Here is an 18,483-nt window from a genome sequence, read left to right as displayed (position 1 = left end):
GGCGGCGGCCCCGGACCACCGAATAACCCGGGCCGCCGGGCGGGCGGCCGGGCCTACGCGCTGTGCTCGACGTACTCGAGGACGACTCCGCCGGGGTGCCGCACGACGGCGTTGCGGCCGGTCGGCACCAGGTTCGGGCCGGAGAGGAGCTCGCCGCCGTGCGCGGCCAGCAGGGCGTGCAGCCCGTCCAGGTCGTCGACGAGCACGGTGCTCTGGACGTCCCGGAACGGGGCGAGGGCCTCCTCGGTGCCCGCGACCAGCAGGAAGCCACCGATGCTCGCGATCTCGACGTCGCCGTAGGGGAAGCGCTTCCCGTCCTCCCGGCCGGTCAGCTTCCGCAAGGCGGGCAGCGCGCGGTCCAGGTCGTCCACGTACACCCGGGCCAGCGTGGCCAGCACCTTCATGTCCACCCCTCAAAGATCAATTCGACTTTCCCGAACTGTTGAACCGGTGGCCATACTAGACACCCACCCCGAGGAGGAGGAAACGGATGCGCGCCCTGCTCCAGCCCCAGGCCGAGGACTTCGACCTGGCGGCCGTGCTGCACGCCCTCGGCGACCCGGTGCGCCTGGAGCTGCTGCGGCGCCTGGCGGCGGACGGCGAGACCACCTGTAGCCCCGAGGGGATGGCGGTCCCGCGCTCGACGCTGTCCAACCACTGGCGGATCCTGCGCGAGGCGGGCGTCACGGCCACCCGCGTCCACGGAAAGACCCGGCTGGTGACCCTGCGCCGGGACGAGCTCGACGCCCGCTTCCCCCACCTGCTCGGCGCCGTGCTCGGCGAGTTCGCCCACCCCGCCCCGGCCGCCCCGGCCCCGGGCCCGGCCGCGTCCGCCCCGGCCGCGTCCGCCCCGGCCGGGCCCGCCTGAGCACGGCGCCCGGACGACCTCGCGGAAGGTCAGTCGGAGCCGTCCTCGAAGGGGCGGGAGAGCGAGAGCCCGAAGCGGCCCTCGTCGTCCGTCCACCAGGCGGCCAGGCGCAGGTCGGCGGCGAAGAGTTCGCGTTCGACGCGTTCGCGGCGGAACTTCGCGGAGACCTCGGTGTACAGCTCCTCGCCGGCCTCGAAGTGTACGGGCAGGCCGAGTTCGGCGATCTTGGCGGTCTGGGCGCGCAGGGAGCGCAGCCGCATCTCGATCCACTCGTTCTCGGCGTCCCAGAGCGCGACGTGCTCGAACTGCTCCGGGTCGAAGTCCGCGTTCAGCTCCCGGTTCAGCACCGACAGCAGGTTGCGGTTGAAGGCCGCGGTGACGCCCGCGGCGTCGTCGTAGGCGGCGACCAGCACCGAGGGGTCCTTGACCAGGTCGGTTCCGAGCAGCAGCCAGTCCCCGGGCAGGAGTTGGGCGCGCAGGCCGGTCAGGAAGGCGGCGCGTTCGGCGGGCAGCAGGTTGCCGAGGGTGCCGCCGAGGAAGACCACCAGGCGGGGGCCGCCGCCGTCGGGCAGGCCGAGGCTCTTGGTGAAGTCGGAGAGCACGGCGGAGACTTCGAGGCCCGGGTACTCCTCGATCAGGGCCTTCGCGGCGGATTCGAGCGCGCTCTCGCTGACGTCCACCGGGACGTAGCGCTCCAGGGTGCCGGCGGCGCGCAGCGCGTCCAGCAGCAGGCGGGTCTTCTCCGAGGAGCCGGAGCCGAGTTCGACCAGGGTGCGGGCCCGGGTGGCGGCGGCGATCTCGGCGGCGCGCGCGGTGAGGATCTCGCGTTCGGCCCGGGTGGGGTAGTACTCGGGCAGCCGGGTGATCTCCTCGAACAGTTCGGAGCCGCGGGCGTCGTAGAACCACTTGGGCGGCAGGCGTTTGGGTTCGCCGCCGAGCCCTTCGAGGACGTCGGCGCGCAGCGCGTGGTGCAGGTGGTCGGGGGGCAGCAGGCGGGTGAGCTGGTATCCGGTCATCGCGGTGCGTCCTCTCGGGTGCGCGGGCCGACGGGGGCCAGCGGGGTGAGCGCGCTGCCGGCCGCGTCGGCCACCAGCAGGGTGCGGTCCGGGACTTCGGACCAGCCGGGCCCGTCGTCGAAGGGCTCGGAGGCGATCAGCAGCGAGCCGTCCGCGTCCCGGTGCTGGAAGAGGGTGTCGCCCCAGGCGGTGGCGGCGATCGAACTGCCGTCGGTGGCCAGCAGGTTGATCCGGGCGTCGGTGATCTCCGCGGCGAGCAGGCAGACTTCGGCGAGCGCCTCGCCGAGCTTGCCGCCCGCGCGCAGCCGGTTCAGCACCAGGGCCCACAGCAGCGCCGAGTCGGTGCGCGCCTCCAGCTCCAACAGCTCGGTGGCGGGCAGCAGTTCGGCCAGCGGGGCGAAGGCGTCCGGCCAGCCGGGCAGCGCGCCGTTGTGGCTGAACAGCCAGCGCCCGGCGGCGAACGGGGCGGCGGCCTGCGCCCCGGCCGCGCAGCCCTGGGTGGCGGAGCGGACGGCGCCGAGCACCGCGTGCGAGTCGACCACCCGGGCCAGGTCGACCAGGTCGCAGTCGGCCCAGATCGGCCCCTCCCGCCGGTAGCGGGCCGGGCGTTCGTCCCCGGCCGCGTACCAGCCGACGCCGTAGCCGTCCGCGTTGACGGTGCCGTAGCGCTGCAGCCGGGGCGCCCAGGACTGCCGCAGCAGCCCGTACGGCGGGTCGAGCAGGACGGCGCGGATCGGCACCGGCCGCCCCAGGTAGGCGAAGTGGCGGCACACCGGGCTCAGCCCTCCGTCCGGGGCTCGGCGTCGCGCGCGGTGCGGAAGCCGGAGAAGATCTGCCGCCGCACCGGGTAGTCCCAGTTGCGGAAGGTGCCCCGGCAGGCGACCGGCGCGACCGCGAACGAGCCGCCGCGCAGCACCTTGTACTCGGGGCCGAAGAACACCTCCGAGTACTCCCGGTACGGCCAGGCCGCGAAGCCCGGGTAGCCGGTGAAGTCGCTGGACGTCCACTCCCACACGTCACCGATCAACTGCCGTACGCCGTACGGGGATTCGCCCTCCGGGTAGGCGCCGACGGGAGCCGGGCGCAGGTGCCGCTGGCCCAGGTTGGCGTGCTCCGGGCCGGGGGCGGCGTCGCCCCAGGGGAAGCGCCGGGAGCGGCCGGAGACCGGGTCGTGCCGGGCGGCCTTCTCCCACTCGGCCTCGGTCGGCAGCCGCCGCCCCGCCCACCGGGCGTACGCGTCGGCCTCGTACCAGCTCACGTGCAGCACCGGCTCCTCGTCCGGCACCGGCTCCAGGTGGCCGAAGCGGCGGCGCAGCCACTGGCCGCCGTCGTGCTGCCAGAACAGCGGCGCCTCCAGGCCGGCCGACATCCGGTGCGCCCAGCCCTCGGGCGTCCACCAGCGCGGCTCGTCGTAGCCGCCGTCGGCGACGAAGCGCCGGTAGGCGCCGTTGGAGACCGGCGCGGTGTCCAGCCAGAAGGCGGGCAGGTCGACCCGGTGGGCGGGGCGCTCGTTGTCCAGCGCCCACGGCTCGGTGTCGGTGCCCATGGTGAACGGCCCGGCGGGGACCAGCACTTCGGGGGCGAGCGGGGCCCCGGTGGCGGCGGGCGGCGGCGGGGCGTCCAGCACGGCCGGGCCGCTGCGCAGCTGGTGGGTGATCAGCATGGTCTCGTCGTGCTGCTGCTCGTGCTGGGCGATCATCCCGAACGCGAACCCGGCGTCCAGCAGCGGCGCGCCCTCCAGCGGGGAGGCGGCCAGCAGGTCCAGCACCCGGCCGCGCACCTCGTGCGCGTAGGCGCGGGCCTCGGCGGGCGGCAGCAGCGGCAGCCGGGGGCGCTCGGCCCGCGGGTGCTCGAACGCGTCGTACAGCGGGTCGATCTCCGGGTGCATCGGGTCGCGGCCGCCGACGTTGCGCAGCAGCCACAGCTCCTCCTGGTTGCCGATGTGCGCCAGGTCCCACACCAGCGGCGACATCAACGGGGAGTGCTGGGCGACGAGTTCGGCGTCGTCCACGGCCCCGGTGAGCTGCGCGGTGCGCTCCCGGGCGGCCAGCAGTTCGCCGGCGATCAGCTCGCGCAGCAGGGCGGGGTCGGTGCGGTCGGCGTTCAGCACGCGGCCTCCTCCGGCCGGGGGAAGGGGAGTTCGGCGGTCAGCACGGGGCGTCCTCCAGCAGGGCGGCGGCGGTGCCGCCGCGCAGGGCGGCCAGTTGGTCGTCGGCCGGGCAGCGGCCGCGGGCCGGGTAGCGTTCGGCGAACCCGACCAGCGCGGTGCGCAGTTCGCTGCCCTGCCGGGACAGCGCCCGTTCGGCGGCGGCGAAGCACAGCAGCGCGGCGCGGCGCAGGTCCGGGTCGGCCATGCCGAGCGCGGCGGCGCGCCGCCACAGGCCCGAGCGCGGAGCGCGGCTGCCCGCGTGGCCGAGCCGCTCCAGGGCGGCGCGGGCCTCGTCGGCGGCCCGCGGGTCGTCCATCAGCGCGCCGACCAGGGCCAGCGGCACCCGCCAGCCCTCGCCGGGCTGGGCGTCGATCATCCGCAGCTCCAGGTGGCCGCGCGGGCGCACCGGCGGGAACAGCGTGGTGCGGTGGTAGTCCAGGTCGGCCAGCGCGGCGGGCCGCTCGCCCGCGCCGCGCAGCCACTCGCGGAAGGTCAGCCCGGCCGGGGCGTCCCAGGGCAGCCCGTCCGGGCGGCGCACGCACAGCAGCGCGGCGTCCAGCACGTACCGCGTCCAGGCGGTGCGCGGGTCCGCGGACGGCGGCGGGGCCAGCGTGCGGGAGGGGTCCATCCGGGACCAGACCAGCTGCCGGGTCGACTTCCAGCCGGTCGGACGGCCCTCCAGCAGCGGCGAGTTGGCGAACGCGCCGACCAGCACCGGCCCCAGGTCGTGGGCGAGGCGCCAGCGCGCGGCGTGCTCGGCCTCGGTGCCGGCGTCCACGCAGACCTGCACGGAGGCGGTGCCGGTCATCATGATCCGGCCCCACGGGCCGCCGCGGTCGAAGTAGCGCCCCATCGCCCGGTAGCGCGGGTGCGTCGCCTGCATCCGCCGCTCGCGGTCCATCGGATCGGTGCCGCTGCCGGTCAGCCGCAGGCCCTCGGCGGCCAGCGCCGCCCGCAGCACCGCCTGGTCGGCGCTCAGTCCGGCCGCGCAGTCGGCCGGGTCGGCGGCGGGCGGGGAGCTGAGTTCGACCTGCCCGCCCGGTTCGCGCGTCAGCCGCGAGCCCGCCGGGAGCACCGGGCCGTCGGCCGAGTCGGGGAGCGCCGCCAGCGCGGCCGCCACCCGGTCGGGAGCCACCGGGACGCCGGGACACCGGGCGTCGTGGACGAACCACTCCGCCTCCACCCCGACCAGGGCGGGCGGACCGATCTTGAAGCAGATGGCGCCCAGGTGCCGTTCGGCCGTCGCCTCGGTCAACTCCGCCCGAAGTGTCACGCTGTGTATCGGATCGGCTGCCGGGGCCGCCTGTTGCGGACGTACAGATGTCACCGGGTTTCACCATCCCTCGGTTCGCGACTTGAGCCCGGTTGTTCCTGCTCAGTCTGCTCCGGGGCAAACCTCGGTGCCGCTCGGATCGACATTTCGCAGGTCAGGCGGGTGAGAGCGGTGCGCAGACGGTCCAGCGGCAGGGCGAAATTCAGTCGCAGGCACCCGGAACCGGCCGCTCCGAAATCGGACCCGTCCGCCAGCTCGACATCACAGCGGGTGAGCAGCTCCGCCCGGGTGCCGAGCCCCGCGCCGTCCAGCCACAGCAGGTACGAAGCCTGCGGACGGGCCAGCACCGCACCGCCCGACGCGGCCGGGCCCAGCGCGGCCATCGCCAGCTCCCGGGCCCGCACCAGGTGCGCGAGCAGGCCGTCCAGCCACGGGCCGCCCTCCGCCAGCGCCGCCCGCTGCGCGACCGCACCCAGCAGGCCCCCCTCCCACAGCCCGAACCCCGCCATCACCGCCGTCAGCCGCTCGCGCAGCCCCGCGTCCGGCACCAGGGCGAAGCAGCTCGGCAGACCGGAGAGGTTGAAGGTCTTGCCGACCGAACCCAGCGTCACCACGTTCGCCGCCCCGCCGGTCACCGCCACCGCGACCGGCTGCGGCACCGGCGCGTCCGGGTGCCGCAGGTCGCCGTGCACCTCGTCCGAGAGCAGCAGCCCCGGCGCCGCCGCCGCGGCCAGCGCCCGCACGTCGGCGGCCGGCCAGATCCGCCCGCTCGGGTTGTGCGGGCTGCTCAGCATGACCAGGCCCGGACGGGAAGCGGCGACGTCGGCCAGCGGCAGCCGGTACGGGTCGTCCGGATCGCCGGTCGCGAGCAGCGGCAGCTCCCGGACCTCCGCCCCCGCCGCCCGGCAGACCCGGGCGAAGCCGCCCCACTCCGGCGTCACGCACACCGCCGGACCCGGCAGCGGGCGCACCGCCTCCAGCAGCAGCCGCACCGCCGTGCCCGGGGCGAACGGCAGCAGCATCACCCAGCGCGGATCCACCTCCACCCCGTGCCGCCGCCGGTACCAGTCGGCCACCAGCACCCGGTCCGCGTCCTCCGCCACCGGATACCCGAACGCCGGGTGCCCGGCCCGCACCCGCAGCGCCGCCCCCACCGCCGCGGGCCCCGGCAGGTCCATGTCCGCCACCCCCATCGCGATCCGCCCCGCCCCGGCCCGCGCCCACTTCGCGCTGCCCGTCCCCGCCCGCGAGAACCGCTCGAACACCGTGTGCTCCCTCCGACGCCGTTCCCACTCACGCTAGGCGGGCACGGGCCCGGATGTGCGGAGCTCGGGCGGGGGCGGGGATTCGGACGGGCGAGGTGTTCGGGCGGGGACGGGGATCCGGACGGGGGAGGTGTTCGGGCGGGGACGGGGCGGGGCTCGGCGGTGCGACCCGCGGACGGTGTGACCCGCGGACGGTGTGACCCGGGACACGGGAAAAGGGTGACACGGGGTTGTCGCCACGCCCTGGCACCGTCTGCGCCATGACCTCCACCAGTGCCGCCACTTACGACGCGCACCCGCTGCGCGCCCACCTGGTCGACCTCGACCTCCTCGAGGAGACCCTCGCCTTCAACCGGGCCTTCGAACAGGCCGCCGGCAGCCGCCCCGCCCGCCGGGGCCCGCTCGACGCAGCCACCCTCGCCCTGCTGCGCCGCAACCGCCTCGGCGGCGACACCCCGCCCCGCCGCCTCCCGCAGGCCCGCGACCGCCGGCTCCCGTCCGGCGTCGGGGTCCGCGTCCTCGACCCCGGCGCGCCCGAAGGCGTCCTGCTGCACCTGCACGGCGGCGGCTGGGCGTTCGGCTCCGCCGACGGACAGGACGAACGGCTCTGGGAGCTCGCCCGCCGGACCCGGCTCGCCGTGGTCAGCGTCGACTACCGCCTCGCCCCCGAACACCCCCACCCCGCCGGGCCCGACGACTGCGAGGCCGCCGCCCGCTGGCTCGCCGACCACGCCGAGGCCGAGTTCGGCACCCGCCGCCTGCTGATCGCCGGCGAATCCGCCGGAGCCCACCTCGCCGTCCTCACCCTGCTGCGCCTGCGCGACGACCTCCCCGGCGCCTACCGCGCCGCCCACCTCGCCTTCGGCCCCTACGACCTCGCCATGACCCCCAGCCAGCGCGACTTCGGAGACCGCCCCCTGCTCAGCAACACCCGCAGCCTGCAAGGCAGTTACGAGATGTACAGCCCCGGCACCAGCCCCGAGCGGCGCCGCGGCCCCGGGCTCTCCCCGCTGTACGCCGACCTCACCGGCCTGCCGCCCGCCCGCCTCGTCGTCGGCACCGAGGACCCGCTGCTGGACGACTCCGCGCTGCTCGCCCGGCGCTGGCAGGACGCCGGGGGCACCGCCCGCCTCGACGTCGTCGCGGGCGCCATGCACGGCTTCACCCTCTACCCGCTCACCGTCACCGCCCGCGAACGCCGGCGCGAACGGGAGTTCCTCGGCGCCGCGGGCCGGTGAGAGGGCGGGGCCGGGGGCGGGCCGGTAAGGTCCTCCGGGTGAACCGAACGGCCCGACTGTACGCCCTGGTCGAGGAGTTGCGGGCCGCCGCGCCCCGGCCGCTGACCGTCGCCCGGCTCGCCGCCAGGTTCGAGGTCGCCGTCCGCACCGTCCAGCGCGACCTCCAGGCGCTGATGGCCGCCGGCCTCCCCGTCCGCAGCACCACCGGACGGGGCGGCGGCTGGTCCATCGACCCCCGCGCCACCCTGCCGCCCGTCCGCTTCACCGAGCAGGAGGCCGCCGCCCTCACCGTCGCCCTCGCCGCCACCGACCCCGACGCGCCCTACGCCGCCGCGGCCCGCACCGCCGCGCAGAAGCTCACCGCCGTCCTGTCCCCGCCCGCCGCCGCCACCGCCCGCGAACTCGCCCGCCGGATCGTCACCCTGCCGGCCGCCCGGGAGCCCGCCGCCGTCCGTGCCGAGACCCGTGCCGCATCCCGTGCCGCCGTCCGTGCCGCCGTCGAACGCGCCCTCGCCGACGGCACCGTGCTGCGCCTGCGCTACACCGACGCCGCCGGGCGGGAGAGCGAACGGCCGGTCGAACCCGCCGGGCTGCTCACCGCGGGCGGCCACTGGTACCTGATCGCCTGGTGCCGCACCCGCCGGGCCGGACGCGGCTTCCGGCTCGACCGGATCACCGCCGCCGACCCGACCGGCGAACCCGCCCGCCCGCACGACCTGGCCGCCCTGCTGCGCGGGTCCACCGCCGCCGAGGCCCGGCCGCCCGCCGCGCTCGACGCGCTGTGAGGGGTCAATCCGCCCGCTCGGGGGGAGACTTGCGCACGTGCAGCACCCGGGCGTCCAGCGGCAGCGGATCGTGCCGCACCAGCTCCAGCCCGGCGGCCGCGAACAGCCGCGCGTAGTGCCCGGCGGTGCGCTCGCGGCCGCCCACGTTGCAGCGCATGTGCAGGTCCCAGGCGGCGGCCAGGGACGGGGAGCCGTCCTCCGGCAGCAGGCGCTCGACCACCAGCAGGTCCGCGTGCGCGGGCATCGCGGCGGCGAGGTGGCGCAGGATCTCCCGGCAGCGCGCGTCGTCCCAGTCGTGCAGCACCCGCGACAGCAGGTACACGTCCCCGCCCGGCGGCACGTCCGCGAAGGTGCCCGCCCGGCACTCCGCCCGGCCGCCGCAGCCCGCCGCGTCCAGGAACTCCCGCGCCGCGTCCGCGACCTGCGGGCGCTCCAGCAGGACGCCGCGCAGCGCCGGGTGCGCGGACAGCAGCCGGGACAGCAACTCGCCGGTGCCGCCCGCCAGATCGACCACCGTGCGCGGCGCACCCGCGGCGGACGCGGCGGCCGCCGCCCGGACCACCGGGTGCCCCGGCAGCGGGTCGAACATCCGGGTGCTCGCCGCCATCGAACGGTCGAACAGCTCGGCCAGGTGGGGATCGCGGGCGAAGTGGTCGAAGTGGTTCTCGCCGAACAGCCGGTCGAAGGCCGCCTCCCCGGTCCGCACCGTCCCCGCCAAGCCGCCGAACGAGCGGTAGAACGGCCCCGCGTACAGCAGCGACAGCGGACGCAGCGAACCCGCCGCGTCCGCCCGCAGCAACTCCCCGGCCGGGGCCAGCCGGAAGCCCTCGCCGTCCGGCACCACCGTGCCCAGCACCGCCAGGTAGCGCAGCAGCGACCGCAGCGTCTCCGGGTCCGCGCCCACCGCCGCCGCCAACTGCCCGGCGCTGCGCGGCACCCGGGCGTCCATCGCCTCCGGAACGCCCAACTCGGCGAAGGCGCCCAGCGCCTGGGTCGTCCACGCCCCGGTCAACTGCCGCAGCAGCACCTCGGCGGGCTGCCCGGCGCGGTACCGGGCCAGGTGCTCGGACAGCAACTCCCGGTGCTCGCCCGGCGCGTACAGCTCGATCCGCGGACAGCCCGCCTTCGCACCCTCGGGCGCCGTGAAGTACAGCACCGTCCCGTCCTCGTGCGGGTTGTAGCCGCCGCCGTCCGGCCGGGCGCCGTGCCGGTCCAGCAACGCGCACAGGCCGCGCAGCAGCAGCGGATCGGGCCGCTCCACCTCGAAGCCGAGGTGCGCCTCCTGCTGCGACTCCCGTTCCCACGCGGCGAGTTCGGCCAGCTCCGAGCCCGGCGGGACGGTCAGCGCGAACACCTCCACCACCCGCCGCTCCCCGGCCGGGCCGGTCACCTCCGGACGCAGGATGCCGACCTCCAGCCCCGCCGCGTCCCGGCCGTGCCGGACGGCCAGCCGCTCCCGCACCACCGTGCTCGGCCGCGCCGCCTCCGCCGCCGCCAGCCCGGCCCCGGCGAGCATCGCGCGCAGCGCGTCGGCGTCCGGCGGGAAGACCAGCAGCGCGGTGTGCGCGAAGCGGCAGCGGTCGGTCAGCGCACGCAGCTCGACGCCGTCCAGGCCCGGCAGCAGGGCACCTAACAGGGCGGCGGTGTCGTGGCGGCGGGCCCGGTCGGCCGCGGCCCGCAGCAGCTCCGCGTCGGTGGCGGCCGCGAGGGTGGTCGTGCTCATGGTGCGGAAGTCCTTGGGGTAGAGGGGTGATGCGTAGACGAAACGTTTCTGGAGGGGGATGCGCCCGCATGGGGGAAGGGCGCAGCCCGGTGGCGGGGCGGCGGGACGCGGCGGGAGAATCTGACGGACCGTCAGACTCGGTGATCCTAGCCGCCACCGGAGCGCCCGCCCGTCCCGCTTCACCCGATTGGCCCGACCACCGGCATCAGAGGCTCGGCCACGAACGGCGGGAGGGCACCATCAGAGGCTCGGGGAAGGGCGAGTCCGTGCTGCTGACGGTCGGAGCCCATCAGAGGTCCGTGCTGCTGCGTGCCGTAAACGGAACCGAAAGCCGATGCGCGCTCCGGCAGTGAACCGTCAGCAGACTGGGCCTCGCCGTTCCCCGAGCCCCTGGTGGTGCCCTCCCGCCGTCCTCTCCGAGTCCCTGGTTCTCAGGGGATCCGGGCTTCGATGCGGGCGAGTTGGGCGGCGAGGATCTCTTCGAACGCGGCGCGGCGGTCCGCTGCGAGGGGGCGCATGTCGCGGGCGAAGTGGGCCAGGGCCGGGAAGCGTTCGGGGTCGGCGCCGAGCACCGCGACGCGGAACTGCTCCATGGCCTGTTCGTGCTCCTCGGGGGCGATGGTGCTGATGCCGGCCTCGGAGGCGATCAGCGAGGCGAGGAGGACCACGATCCGGTGGTACTGCGCCGGGACCTCCTCGTCGGGCAGGCCGGATGCGCGCAGGGCCTGCAGCAGTTCCTCCATGACCAGTCGGGATCCGGTGCTGCTGGACCCGTAGCGTCCCCACACGGTGGCGAGTTGCGGTTGCTCGCCGAACGCCTCGCGCAGGCGCAGGGCCAGGGCGGTGACGCGCTGCTTCCAGTCGCCCTCGGGGCGGTGGCCGTCCATGGCGGCCAGCAGTATCCGGTCGGCGACCGCGCGCAGCAGTTCGGTCTTGTTGCGGAAGTGCCGGTAGAGGCTGGAGGAGTCGGTTCCGAGCGCCGCGGCGAGTCTGCGCACGCTGAACGACTCGGCGTCGCCCGTGCGCAGCAGTTCCGCCGCCGTGTCGAGGATCTCCTCGGTCGTCCACCGCTTTCGGCCGGTCATCTCGCCCCTCTCGTCCGGCTCAGCCTAACCTATGCACTTCCTGATGCACGCACCGCGTGCATAATGAGGGCAACGCACTGTCCGGGCACCACGACGCACCCGGCACCCGGCCGGGAGGGGAGAAGGAACACATGGGCGGGACCACTGCCGCGACACGGCCGCCGGAGCCGGACTTCTCGACGGTCACGGCCGAGGAACTGCGCGCCCACAGCGACGCGGAGAACCGCTGGCGGGCGTCCGGCGCGGCTCGGGCGCTGCTCGGGGAGCCGGATCCCGGCGCCGCGATCGGCTGGCGGCGGGTGCCACTGCCCGGCCGCGAACTCCCGGTCCGGGTGTACCGGCCGGTGCCGGCGGGAGGCGGCGGAGCCGGCACCCGGACCGGCCTGCCGCTCGTGGTCCACGTCCACGGAGGCGGCTTCGTGGGCACGGCGGTGCAGTGCGACTGGAGCAACAGCCACCTCGCCGCCCGCCTGCCCGCCCTCGTCGTCTCGGTCGAGCACCGCCTCCTCGCCCCCGGCAGCCCGTTCGCGAACGCCGCCGACGACGGCTGGGACGTGCTCCGGCACGTGGTGCGGCACGCCGCGCGGTGGGGCGTCGACCCGGCCCGCGCGGCCGTCCTCGGCGAGAGCTGCGGGGCGCTGATCAGCGCGCTGACGGCCGTCCGGGCCAGGGAGGCCGGCCTGGGGCTCGAGGCGCAGGTGCTGGTCAACCCCGTGGTCGACGTGACCGGGACGATGCTCGACCACCCCTCGATCGCCGAGCACGCGTACGACCCGACCCCGGTCCTGCCGCAACTGCGGCTCATCCAGCGGCTCGCCGTCCTGCCGGGAGCCGACGCCCGCGCGGTCTCGCCGTTGTACCAGGACGACCTGGGCGGGCTCGCCCCGGCGCTCGTGGTGACACCCACCCGGGACGCGCTCGCCGACCACGGCCGTCGCTACGCCGAGCGGCTGCGCGCGGCAGGGACACCCGTGCGGCTCTCCGAGTACCCGGGGGCGAGGCACGCGTTCCTCACCCTGCCCGGCGTCGAACCGCAGGCCGAGGCCGCCCGTGCGGAGATCCTCGAGTTCCTCCGCGCGGCCCTGACGAAATGACGGAGGAGACGATGCACACCACCCTCGGACCCGGCGGCCCGGCGGTCTCCCGACTCGGCCTCGGCTGCATGAGCATGACCGGCAGCTACGGCCGCACCGACCCGGACGAGGCCGCGGCCACCGTGCTGGAGGCCCTCGAATCGGGCGTCACCATGTTCGACACCGGCGACTTCTACGGCGACGGGGCGAACGAGGAACTCCTGGGCCGGACCCTCGCCCCGCACCGCGGCCGCGCCCTGCTGGCCACCAAGACCGGAGTCCGCCGCACCGCCGAGGGCCTGGTCCCCGCCGGCTCCCCGGACGACCTGCGGCGCGCCTGCGAAGCGTCACTGCGCCGACTGCGCACCGATCACATCGACCTGTACTACCTCGCCCGCATCGACCCCGCCGTCCCCGTCGAGGAGTCCGTCGGCGCCCTGGTCGACCTGGTCGACCAGGGCAAGGTGGGCCGCATCGGCCTGTCCGAAGTCTCGGCCGCCACCCTCGCCCGCGCCCACGCCGTCCACCCGATCAGCGCGGTCCAGACCGAGTACTCGCTGTGGGAACGCCACGTCGAGAACGACGTCCTGCCCGCGATCCGCAGCATCGGCGCCACCCTGGTCGCCTACAGCCCGCTCGGCCGCGGCCTGCTCACCGGGGCCGTCCGCGCCACCACCCGTTACGAACCCGGTGACTTCCGCGCCACCGCCCCCCGCTACAACGGCGACGACCTCGCGTCCAACCTGGCCGTCGTCGACGCCATCACCCGCGTCGCCGCCGCCAAGGGCGCCACCCCGGCCCGGATCGCCCTCGCCTGGCTCCTCACCCGCGGCAGTGACGTCGTCCCCATCCCCGGCAGTTCCCGCCGCCCGCACCTGCGCGACAACCTGGCCGCCCTCGACCTGCGCCTGAGCGCCACCGACCTCGGCGACATCGACGACGCCGTCCCCGCCACCGGGGCCCGGGGGGCCCGGTACGGCGACCACGGCACCGCCCTGATCGACCGGTGAAGGGAGTGTCACCCACCCGCCGGCCGACCGCGTCCCGTCGCGCGAACGCTGATCGCACCCACCCCCATCGGCCCACCGAGGAAATGGACTTCCCGCCGGCCCCCGCCGTGCGGGAGGCCCTCGCGCGGTGCGTGCAGGAGGGCCTCGGATACCCCTCGTGGGACGGGCGCCCCGATTCGGCGTGGCCGCGCCCTCGACCTCCCCACCGACCCGCACGCGTTCTTCCTGGAGGAAGCCCGTGTCCTGCTGAACGACGGCCGGACCTTCGGGCCCGGCGGCGAGGGCTTCGTCAGGCTCGACTTCGGTACGTCACCGGACCTCCTGCGGGACATCCTGGGACGCATGCGCGAGGCCGTGGGCTGACCGCGCCCGCCGGGAGGGCACCACCAGGGGCTCGGGGAACGGCGAGTCCGTGCTGCTGACGGTCGGAGCCCATCGAAGGTTCGTGCTGCTGCGTGTCTTCGAACAGAACCGGAAGCCGATGCGCTGGGCGGCAGTGAACCTCTCGCAGACTGGGCCTCGCCGTTCCCCGAGCCCCTGATGGTGCTTGTCCGTCTGCCGAGTCCCTGGTGTCAGGCGCTGAGGCGGCGTTCCAGCGGGGTGCGGAAGCGGGGGGTGACGCGGGTTCCGGCGAGGGTGGTGCGGAGGGCTTCGGCCTTGGCGGTGACGGCTCGGCGGGCTTCGGGGCCGGGGTCGGTGAGGAGGTCGAGGACGACTTCGCCGTCGGGGCGCTGGGCCCAGCCGCCGATGACGCGGCCGTTCCACCAGACGGTGGGGCCGAGGTTGCCGGAGCGGTCGACCAGTTCGGTGCGGTGTTCGGGGGCGAGGTACCAGTTCCGGTGCTTCCAGCCCATCGGGGTGGGGTCGAGGGCCGGGAGCAGGGCCGCCCAGGGCTCGGGGGCGGGGAGCGGGTCGAGGTCGTCGGGGAGGACGAACCCGGTGGCGCCGTCGGCGAGTTCGACCTCGGCCGCCGCGCACGCGGCCAGCGCGGCGCGCACCTCGCGGATGCCCCAGCCGGTCCACCACACCAGGTCGTCCTCGGTGGCCGGCCCGTAGGAGGCGAGCCAGCGGGAGGCGAGCTCGGCCTGTGCGGCGGCCCGTTCGGCGGTGGTGGGGGCGGCGGGGACGGGCGGTCCGGGCACCCAGCGGTGCCGGCTGCTGGTCCAGCCGCCCAGCGGGCGGCGGCGGACCATGGCGCCCTCCATGCCGAGCAGGCGCAGCAGTCGCATGCCGACGGGTTGGGCGGCCTGGTAGGAGGTGCCGACGCCGTAGTCGATGGTTTCGCGCAACTGGGGTACTACTTCGCCGAGTTGACTGCCCGTCAGGCCGTCCGGGGAGTCGGCGAGGGCGGCGCGGAGGGCGTCGAGTACAGCGGCTTCCGCGGCGGCGGTCCAGGCGGCGTCGCGGTCGGAGGCGGCGAAGTCCTTGAGCAGGCGGGCGCGTTCGGCGGCGGCGGCCTTCGCGGTGGTGGAGGCGTACAGGGCGGGGGCGAGGTCGGCGGGGACGGTGAAGAGGGTCTTGCGCATGCCGTGCCGGCGCAGCACCGTCCCGTCGGTGTACAGGGCGCGTTCGGTGTCGGCGGTGCCCGGGGCGGTGAGCCGGGCGGCGACCGCGAGGAACACCGTGGCGGGGTCGGTGGCGTGCACGGCGACCAGGTCGTCCACCACCTGCTCGGCGCGGTCGGCGGCGGTTCCGGGGGCGAGCCGGTGCCGCCGGGCCAGCCGGGCGCGGCGCTGGTCGTCGTCGAACGTGGGGCGGGCGGGCAAGGGTTACCTCCTGCGGGTCGGTGACAGCCTGGCACGGGGGCCGTCCGCGTCCCGGAGGCGGCGCGCGGACGTTCCTCCGGGGCGGGATCCCGGCCCCGGGGCGGGGTGGGTCGTGAAAGTTTCGCAGCGGGAGGGTCCGGGCGGGGGCGATTCGCGGAACGGGGCCGGGCGGCGGCCGGTGGGCGACCGGACCGGTGCGGGCGGCTGCCCGGGGGAGCACCCGGGGCGACGGCGAAACCGCAGGTCGGAGCGGTGCGTCCGACCGTCCGGGCCGGGGCCGGGGACGGCGTGCGGCCGGGGCGGAAGCGCTCCGGGAGGCGGTCCGGAGGCGGCGCGGGGACGGTCCGGGCGCAGGCGGGGCAAGGGCGTCACCGCAGCGCGGCGGGCCCGCTCGGCGTCGCGCCGCGCGCCGCGTCCGGCGCGGGCGGAAGCCGGGTGGTGGACGGCTGGCAGGCGGGCGGAAGGCGGGCGGCGGGCCCGGCCGGGGGCGGCGGGGTGCGGGCCGGACGCGGCCGGGGCGGGGCGTCCCCGGCGCGGGGGTGAACGGTGGTGCTCAGCGGGCCTGTTGGGGTTCCGGCGGTGCGGGGCCGGCGGCCGGGCCGGGCTGGGGAAGGCCCGTGCCGGGGTGCGGACGGGCGCGGATGGGCGGGGGGTGGCGGGGGGCGGTCGGGGCCCCCCGCTCCCGGGGGCGGCGGCCAATCGGGTCAGCGGGGGCGCGCCCCCCGGGTATGTCGAAAATATTTACGGGAGTGGGAGGTGAAGGCGTGATATAGGGTGTCCCCGAGCTGAGTTCGCCTCAGTGCGGGCCAAGTATGGGAGCGCTCCCATTAGTTAGGAGCGTTTTCATCGAGTCCGTCCCCCACCCGAAAGGACTCCCTTACCGTGTCGGCTAATCTGACGCGTCGTCTCCGGACGGCCGCAGCGGCTGCGGTGCTCAGCGCCGCGACCGTTGTCCCCCTTGCTCTGACGACCACCGCCGCCCACGCGGCGACCCGTGTCGACAACCCCTTCGTCGGCGCCGGGGTCTACGTGAACCCCGAGTGGTCCGCGAAGGCCGCCGCCGAGCCGGGCGGTTCGGCCGTTGCCAACCAGCCCACCGCCGTCTGGATGGACCGCATCGCGGCCATCAACGGCGTCAACGGCGGCATGGGTCTGCGTGACCACCTGAACGCCGCGGTGCAGCAGGCCGCGGGCAAGCCGTACGTGTTCCAGGTCGTCATCTACGACCTGCCGGGCCGCGACTGCGCCGCCCTGGCCTCGAACGGCGAGCTCGGCCCCGACGACCTGCCGCGCTACGAGAGCGAGTTCATCGACCCGATCGCCGCGATCCTGGCCGACCCGGCCTACGCGAACCTGCGGATCGTCACCACGGTCGAGATCGACTCGCTGCCGAACCTGACGACCAACGCGGGCGGCACCGCCACCGCCACCGCGAACTGCGACGTCATGAAGGCCAACGGCAACTACGTCAAGGGCGTGGGCTACGCGCTGGCCAAGCTCGGCGCGATCCCGAACGTCTACAACTACGTGGACGCCGGCCACCACGGCTGGCTCGGCTGGGACTCCAACCTGCAGCCGGCCATCGACACCATCAAGCAGGCCGCCCAGGCGTCCGGCTCGACCCTCAACAACGTCCAGGGCTTCATCGTCAACACCGCCAACTACGGCGCGCTGCACGAGCCCAACTTCACCATCACCGACTCGGTCAACGGCACCTCCGTGCGCCAGTCGAAGTGGGTGGACTGGAACCAGTACGTCGACGAGGCGTCCTTCGCCAAGGCGTGGCGCGCCAAGGCGGTCGCGTCCGGGTTCAACTCGAACATCGGCATGCTGATCGACACCTCCCGCAACGGCTGGGGCGGCGCGAACCGTCCGGCCGGTCCGGGCCCGAAGACCTCGGTCGACGCGTACGTCGACGGCGGCCGCATCGACCGCCGCTTCCAGACCGGCAACTGGTGCAACCAGTCCGGTGCGGGCCTCGGCGAGCGCCCGAAGGCCGCCCCCGAGGACGGCATCGCCGCGTACGTGTGGGTGAAGCCTCCGGGTGAGTCGGACGGCGCGAGCCAGGCCATCGCCAACGACGAGGGCAAGGGCTTCGACCGGATGTGCGACCCGACGTACACCGGCAACCCGCGCAACAACAACAACATGTCGGGTGCCCTGCCCAACGCCCCGCTCGCGGGTGCCTGGTTCTCGGCCCAGTTCCAGGAGCTGCTGAAGAACGCCTACCCGGCGATCGGCTCCAGCACCACCGACACCACCGCCCCGACCGCCCCGACGGGCCTGGCGGCGACCACCACCTCCAGCAGCGTCTCGCTGTCCTGGACCGCCTCCACCGACAACGTCGGCGTGACCGGTTACAACGTGTACCGCGGCGGCACCCTGGTCGGGTCCACCAACAACACCTCGTACACCGACACCGGCCTGACCGCCTCCACCGCGTACTCGTACACGGTCAAGGCGAAGGACGCGGCCGGCAACCTCTCCGCGGCCTCCGCGGCGCTCAGCGCCACCACCACCGCCGGCGGCACCACCGACACCACCGCCCCGACCGCCCCGACCAACCTGGCGGCCACCACCACCTCCAGCAGCGCTTCGCTGACCTGGGGCGCCTCCACCGACAACGTCGGCGTGACCGGCTACAACGTGTACCGCGGCGGCACCCTGATCGGTTCCACCACCAGCACCTCGTACACCGACTCGGGCCTGAGCGCCTCCACCGCGTACTCGTACACCGTGAAGGCCAAGGACGCGGCCGGCAACCTCTCCGCCGCCGCCGCCGTCACCGCCACCACCCAGGCCGGCACCGGCACCGGCGGCGCCGGCTGCACCGCCACCTACAAGGTCAGCAGCGACTGGGGCGCCGGCTTCAACGCCGACGTCACCGTGACCGCGGGCAGCACCGCGATCAAGTCCTGGAAGGTCACCTGGACCTACGCGGGCAACCAGCAGGTCACCAACCTGTGGAACGGCACCGTCAGCCAGTCCGGCCAGTCCGTGACGGTCAACAACGCCGGCTACAACGGTGCGGTGGCCGCCAACGGCTCCACCAGCTTCGGCTTCGGTGGCAGCTACTCGGGCAGCAACGCCGTCCCGACCCTGACCTGCACCGCCACCAGCTGACACCAGGCAGCCGGTAGCACGCAGCACCCGGCGGCCGAGCCCGACTGACGCGGGCGAGACCGCGGAACGCAACACCCCAGAGGCGCCGCCCACTTGCAGAGTCTGCAAG

The 18,483-nt window shown here is 75.3% G+C and carries 15 protein-coding genes; 6 read left to right on the top strand and 9 right to left on the bottom strand.

The genetic code is table 11. From position 1 onward, the window contains the following. Positions 1-53: 53 nt before the first annotated feature. Positions 54-404, bottom strand: coding sequence for a VOC family protein (locus tag ACFUEL_RS03110; RefSeq protein ID WP_380234209.1), 351 nt, complete (start codon positions 402-404; stop codon positions 54-56). An 86-nt stretch (positions 405-490) separates the two neighbouring features. Between ACFUEL_RS03110 and ACFUEL_RS03105 the strand changes: the two genes are divergently transcribed. Further along, positions 491-868, top strand: a complete 378-nt coding sequence (locus tag ACFUEL_RS03105) for an ArsR/SmtB family transcription factor (protein ID WP_380234183.1) — start codon at positions 491-493, stop codon at positions 866-868. Positions 869-897: 29 nt separating this feature from the next. On the opposite strand, the gene egtD is transcribed toward ACFUEL_RS03105, so the two are convergent. Genes egtD through ACFUEL_RS03080 form a run of 5 tightly spaced genes read right to left on the bottom strand, consistent with a single transcriptional unit; the run spans position 898 to position 6,571 of the window. Then, positions 898-1,884, bottom strand: a complete 987-nt coding sequence (gene egtD, locus ACFUEL_RS03100) for an L-histidine N(alpha)-methyltransferase (RefSeq protein ID WP_380234182.1) — start codon at positions 1,882-1,884, stop codon at positions 898-900. Next, on the bottom strand, positions 1,881-2,657 hold the full coding sequence (egtC, locus tag ACFUEL_RS03095; protein ID WP_380234181.1) for an ergothioneine biosynthesis protein EgtC: 777 nt from the start codon (positions 2,655-2,657) through the stop codon (positions 1,881-1,883). Before egtC ends, egtD begins: the two co-directional genes overlap by 4 nt. A gap of 5 nt (positions 2,658-2,662) precedes the next feature. Further along, positions 2,663-3,994: an ergothioneine biosynthesis protein EgtB gene (egtB, locus tag ACFUEL_RS03090; RefSeq protein WP_380234180.1), complete on the bottom strand. Its 1,332-nt coding sequence runs from the start codon at positions 3,992-3,994 to the stop codon at positions 2,663-2,665. Between the two features lie 37 nt (positions 3,995-4,031). After that, positions 4,032-5,306, bottom strand: a complete 1,275-nt coding sequence (gene egtA / locus ACFUEL_RS03085) for an ergothioneine biosynthesis glutamate--cysteine ligase EgtA (RefSeq protein WP_380234179.1) — start codon at positions 5,304-5,306, stop codon at positions 4,032-4,034. A 50-nt stretch (positions 5,307-5,356) separates the two neighbouring features. Then, positions 5,357-6,571 (bottom strand): aminotransferase class I/II-fold pyridoxal phosphate-dependent enzyme, encoded by a 1,215-nt coding sequence (locus tag ACFUEL_RS03080; protein ID WP_380234178.1) that lies wholly within the window; start codon positions 6,569-6,571, stop codon positions 5,357-5,359. Between the two features lie 260 nt (positions 6,572-6,831). On the opposite strand from ACFUEL_RS03080, the gene ACFUEL_RS03075 reads away from it, so the two are divergent. Then, positions 6,832-7,809: an alpha/beta hydrolase gene (locus ACFUEL_RS03075; protein ID WP_380234177.1), complete on the top strand. Its 978-nt coding sequence runs from the start codon at positions 6,832-6,834 to the stop codon at positions 7,807-7,809. A gap of 38 nt (positions 7,810-7,847) precedes the next feature. Next, positions 7,848-8,594 (top strand): helix-turn-helix transcriptional regulator, encoded by a 747-nt coding sequence (locus tag ACFUEL_RS03070; protein WP_380234176.1) that lies wholly within the window; start codon positions 7,848-7,850, stop codon positions 8,592-8,594. 4 nt (positions 8,595-8,598) lie between these two features. Here ACFUEL_RS03070 and ACFUEL_RS03065 read toward each other — a convergent pair whose 3' ends face one another. Beyond that, entirely contained in the window at positions 8,599-10,317 is a 1,719-nt protein-coding gene (locus ACFUEL_RS03065; RefSeq protein WP_380234175.1) for a methyltransferase, read from the bottom strand. A 431-nt stretch (positions 10,318-10,748) separates the two neighbouring features. Beyond that, on the bottom strand, positions 10,749-11,402 hold the full coding sequence (locus ACFUEL_RS03060; protein WP_380234174.1) for a TetR/AcrR family transcriptional regulator: 654 nt from the start codon (positions 11,400-11,402) through the stop codon (positions 10,749-10,751). A 131-nt stretch (positions 11,403-11,533) separates the two neighbouring features. On the opposite strand from ACFUEL_RS03060, the gene ACFUEL_RS03055 reads away from it, so the two are divergent. Both ACFUEL_RS03055 and ACFUEL_RS03050 read left to right on the top strand, forming a co-directional pair. Next, positions 11,534-12,496 (top strand): alpha/beta hydrolase, encoded by a 963-nt coding sequence (locus tag ACFUEL_RS03055; RefSeq protein WP_380234173.1) that lies wholly within the window; start codon positions 11,534-11,536, stop codon positions 12,494-12,496. 11 nt (positions 12,497-12,507) lie between these two features. Beyond that, positions 12,508-13,485, top strand: a complete 978-nt coding sequence (locus tag ACFUEL_RS03050) for an aldo/keto reductase (protein ID WP_380234171.1) — start codon at positions 12,508-12,510, stop codon at positions 13,483-13,485. Between the two features lie 572 nt (positions 13,486-14,057). Here the strand turns inward: ACFUEL_RS03050 and ACFUEL_RS03045 are convergent. After that, positions 14,058-15,251: a winged helix DNA-binding domain-containing protein gene (locus ACFUEL_RS03045; RefSeq protein WP_380234170.1), complete on the bottom strand. Its 1,194-nt coding sequence runs from the start codon at positions 15,249-15,251 to the stop codon at positions 14,058-14,060. Positions 15,252-16,181: 930 nt separating this feature from the next. On the opposite strand from ACFUEL_RS03045, the gene ACFUEL_RS03040 reads away from it, so the two are divergent. Continuing rightward, a complete protein-coding gene (locus ACFUEL_RS03040) occupies positions 16,182-18,374 on the top strand; it encodes a glycoside hydrolase family 6 protein (protein WP_380234169.1) in 2,193 nt (730 codons plus the stop codon). The last annotated feature ends 109 nt before the right edge of the window (positions 18,375-18,483 follow it).

Source organism: Kitasatospora sp. NPDC057198 (assembly GCF_042670125.1).
GTDB lineage: Bacteria > Actinomycetota > Actinomycetes > Streptomycetales > Streptomycetaceae > Kitasatospora.
The sequence above is the reverse complement of the archived record's forward strand: the minus strand, read 5'-3'. Positions and strand labels throughout refer to the sequence as shown.

Bases quoted from the DNA above. Each gene is read 5' to 3' on its own strand.
- ACFUEL_RS03075 (WP_380234177.1), top strand. From the start codon at position 6,832: ATGACCTCCACCAGTGCCGCCACTTACGACGCGCACCCGCTGCGCGCC.
- ACFUEL_RS03060 (WP_380234174.1), bottom strand. From the start codon at position 11,402: ATGACCGGCCGAAAGCGGTGGACGACCGAGGAGATCCTCGACACGGCG.
- ACFUEL_RS03065 (WP_380234175.1), bottom strand. From the start codon at position 10,317: ATGAGCACGACCACCCTCGCGGCCGCCACCGACGCGGAGCTGCTGCGG.
- ACFUEL_RS03050 (WP_380234171.1), top strand. From the start codon at position 12,508: ATGCACACCACCCTCGGACCCGGCGGCCCGGCGGTCTCCCGACTCGGC.
- egtD (WP_380234182.1), bottom strand. From the start codon at position 1,884: ATGACCGGATACCAGCTCACCCGCCTGCTGCCCCCCGACCACCTGCAC.
- ACFUEL_RS03110 (WP_380234209.1), bottom strand. From the start codon at position 404: ATGAAGGTGCTGGCCACGCTGGCCCGGGTGTACGTGGACGACCTGGAC.
- ACFUEL_RS03105 (WP_380234183.1), top strand. From the start codon at position 491: ATGCGCGCCCTGCTCCAGCCCCAGGCCGAGGACTTCGACCTGGCGGCC.
- ACFUEL_RS03055 (WP_380234173.1), top strand. From the start codon at position 11,534: ATGGGCGGGACCACTGCCGCGACACGGCCGCCGGAGCCGGACTTCTCG.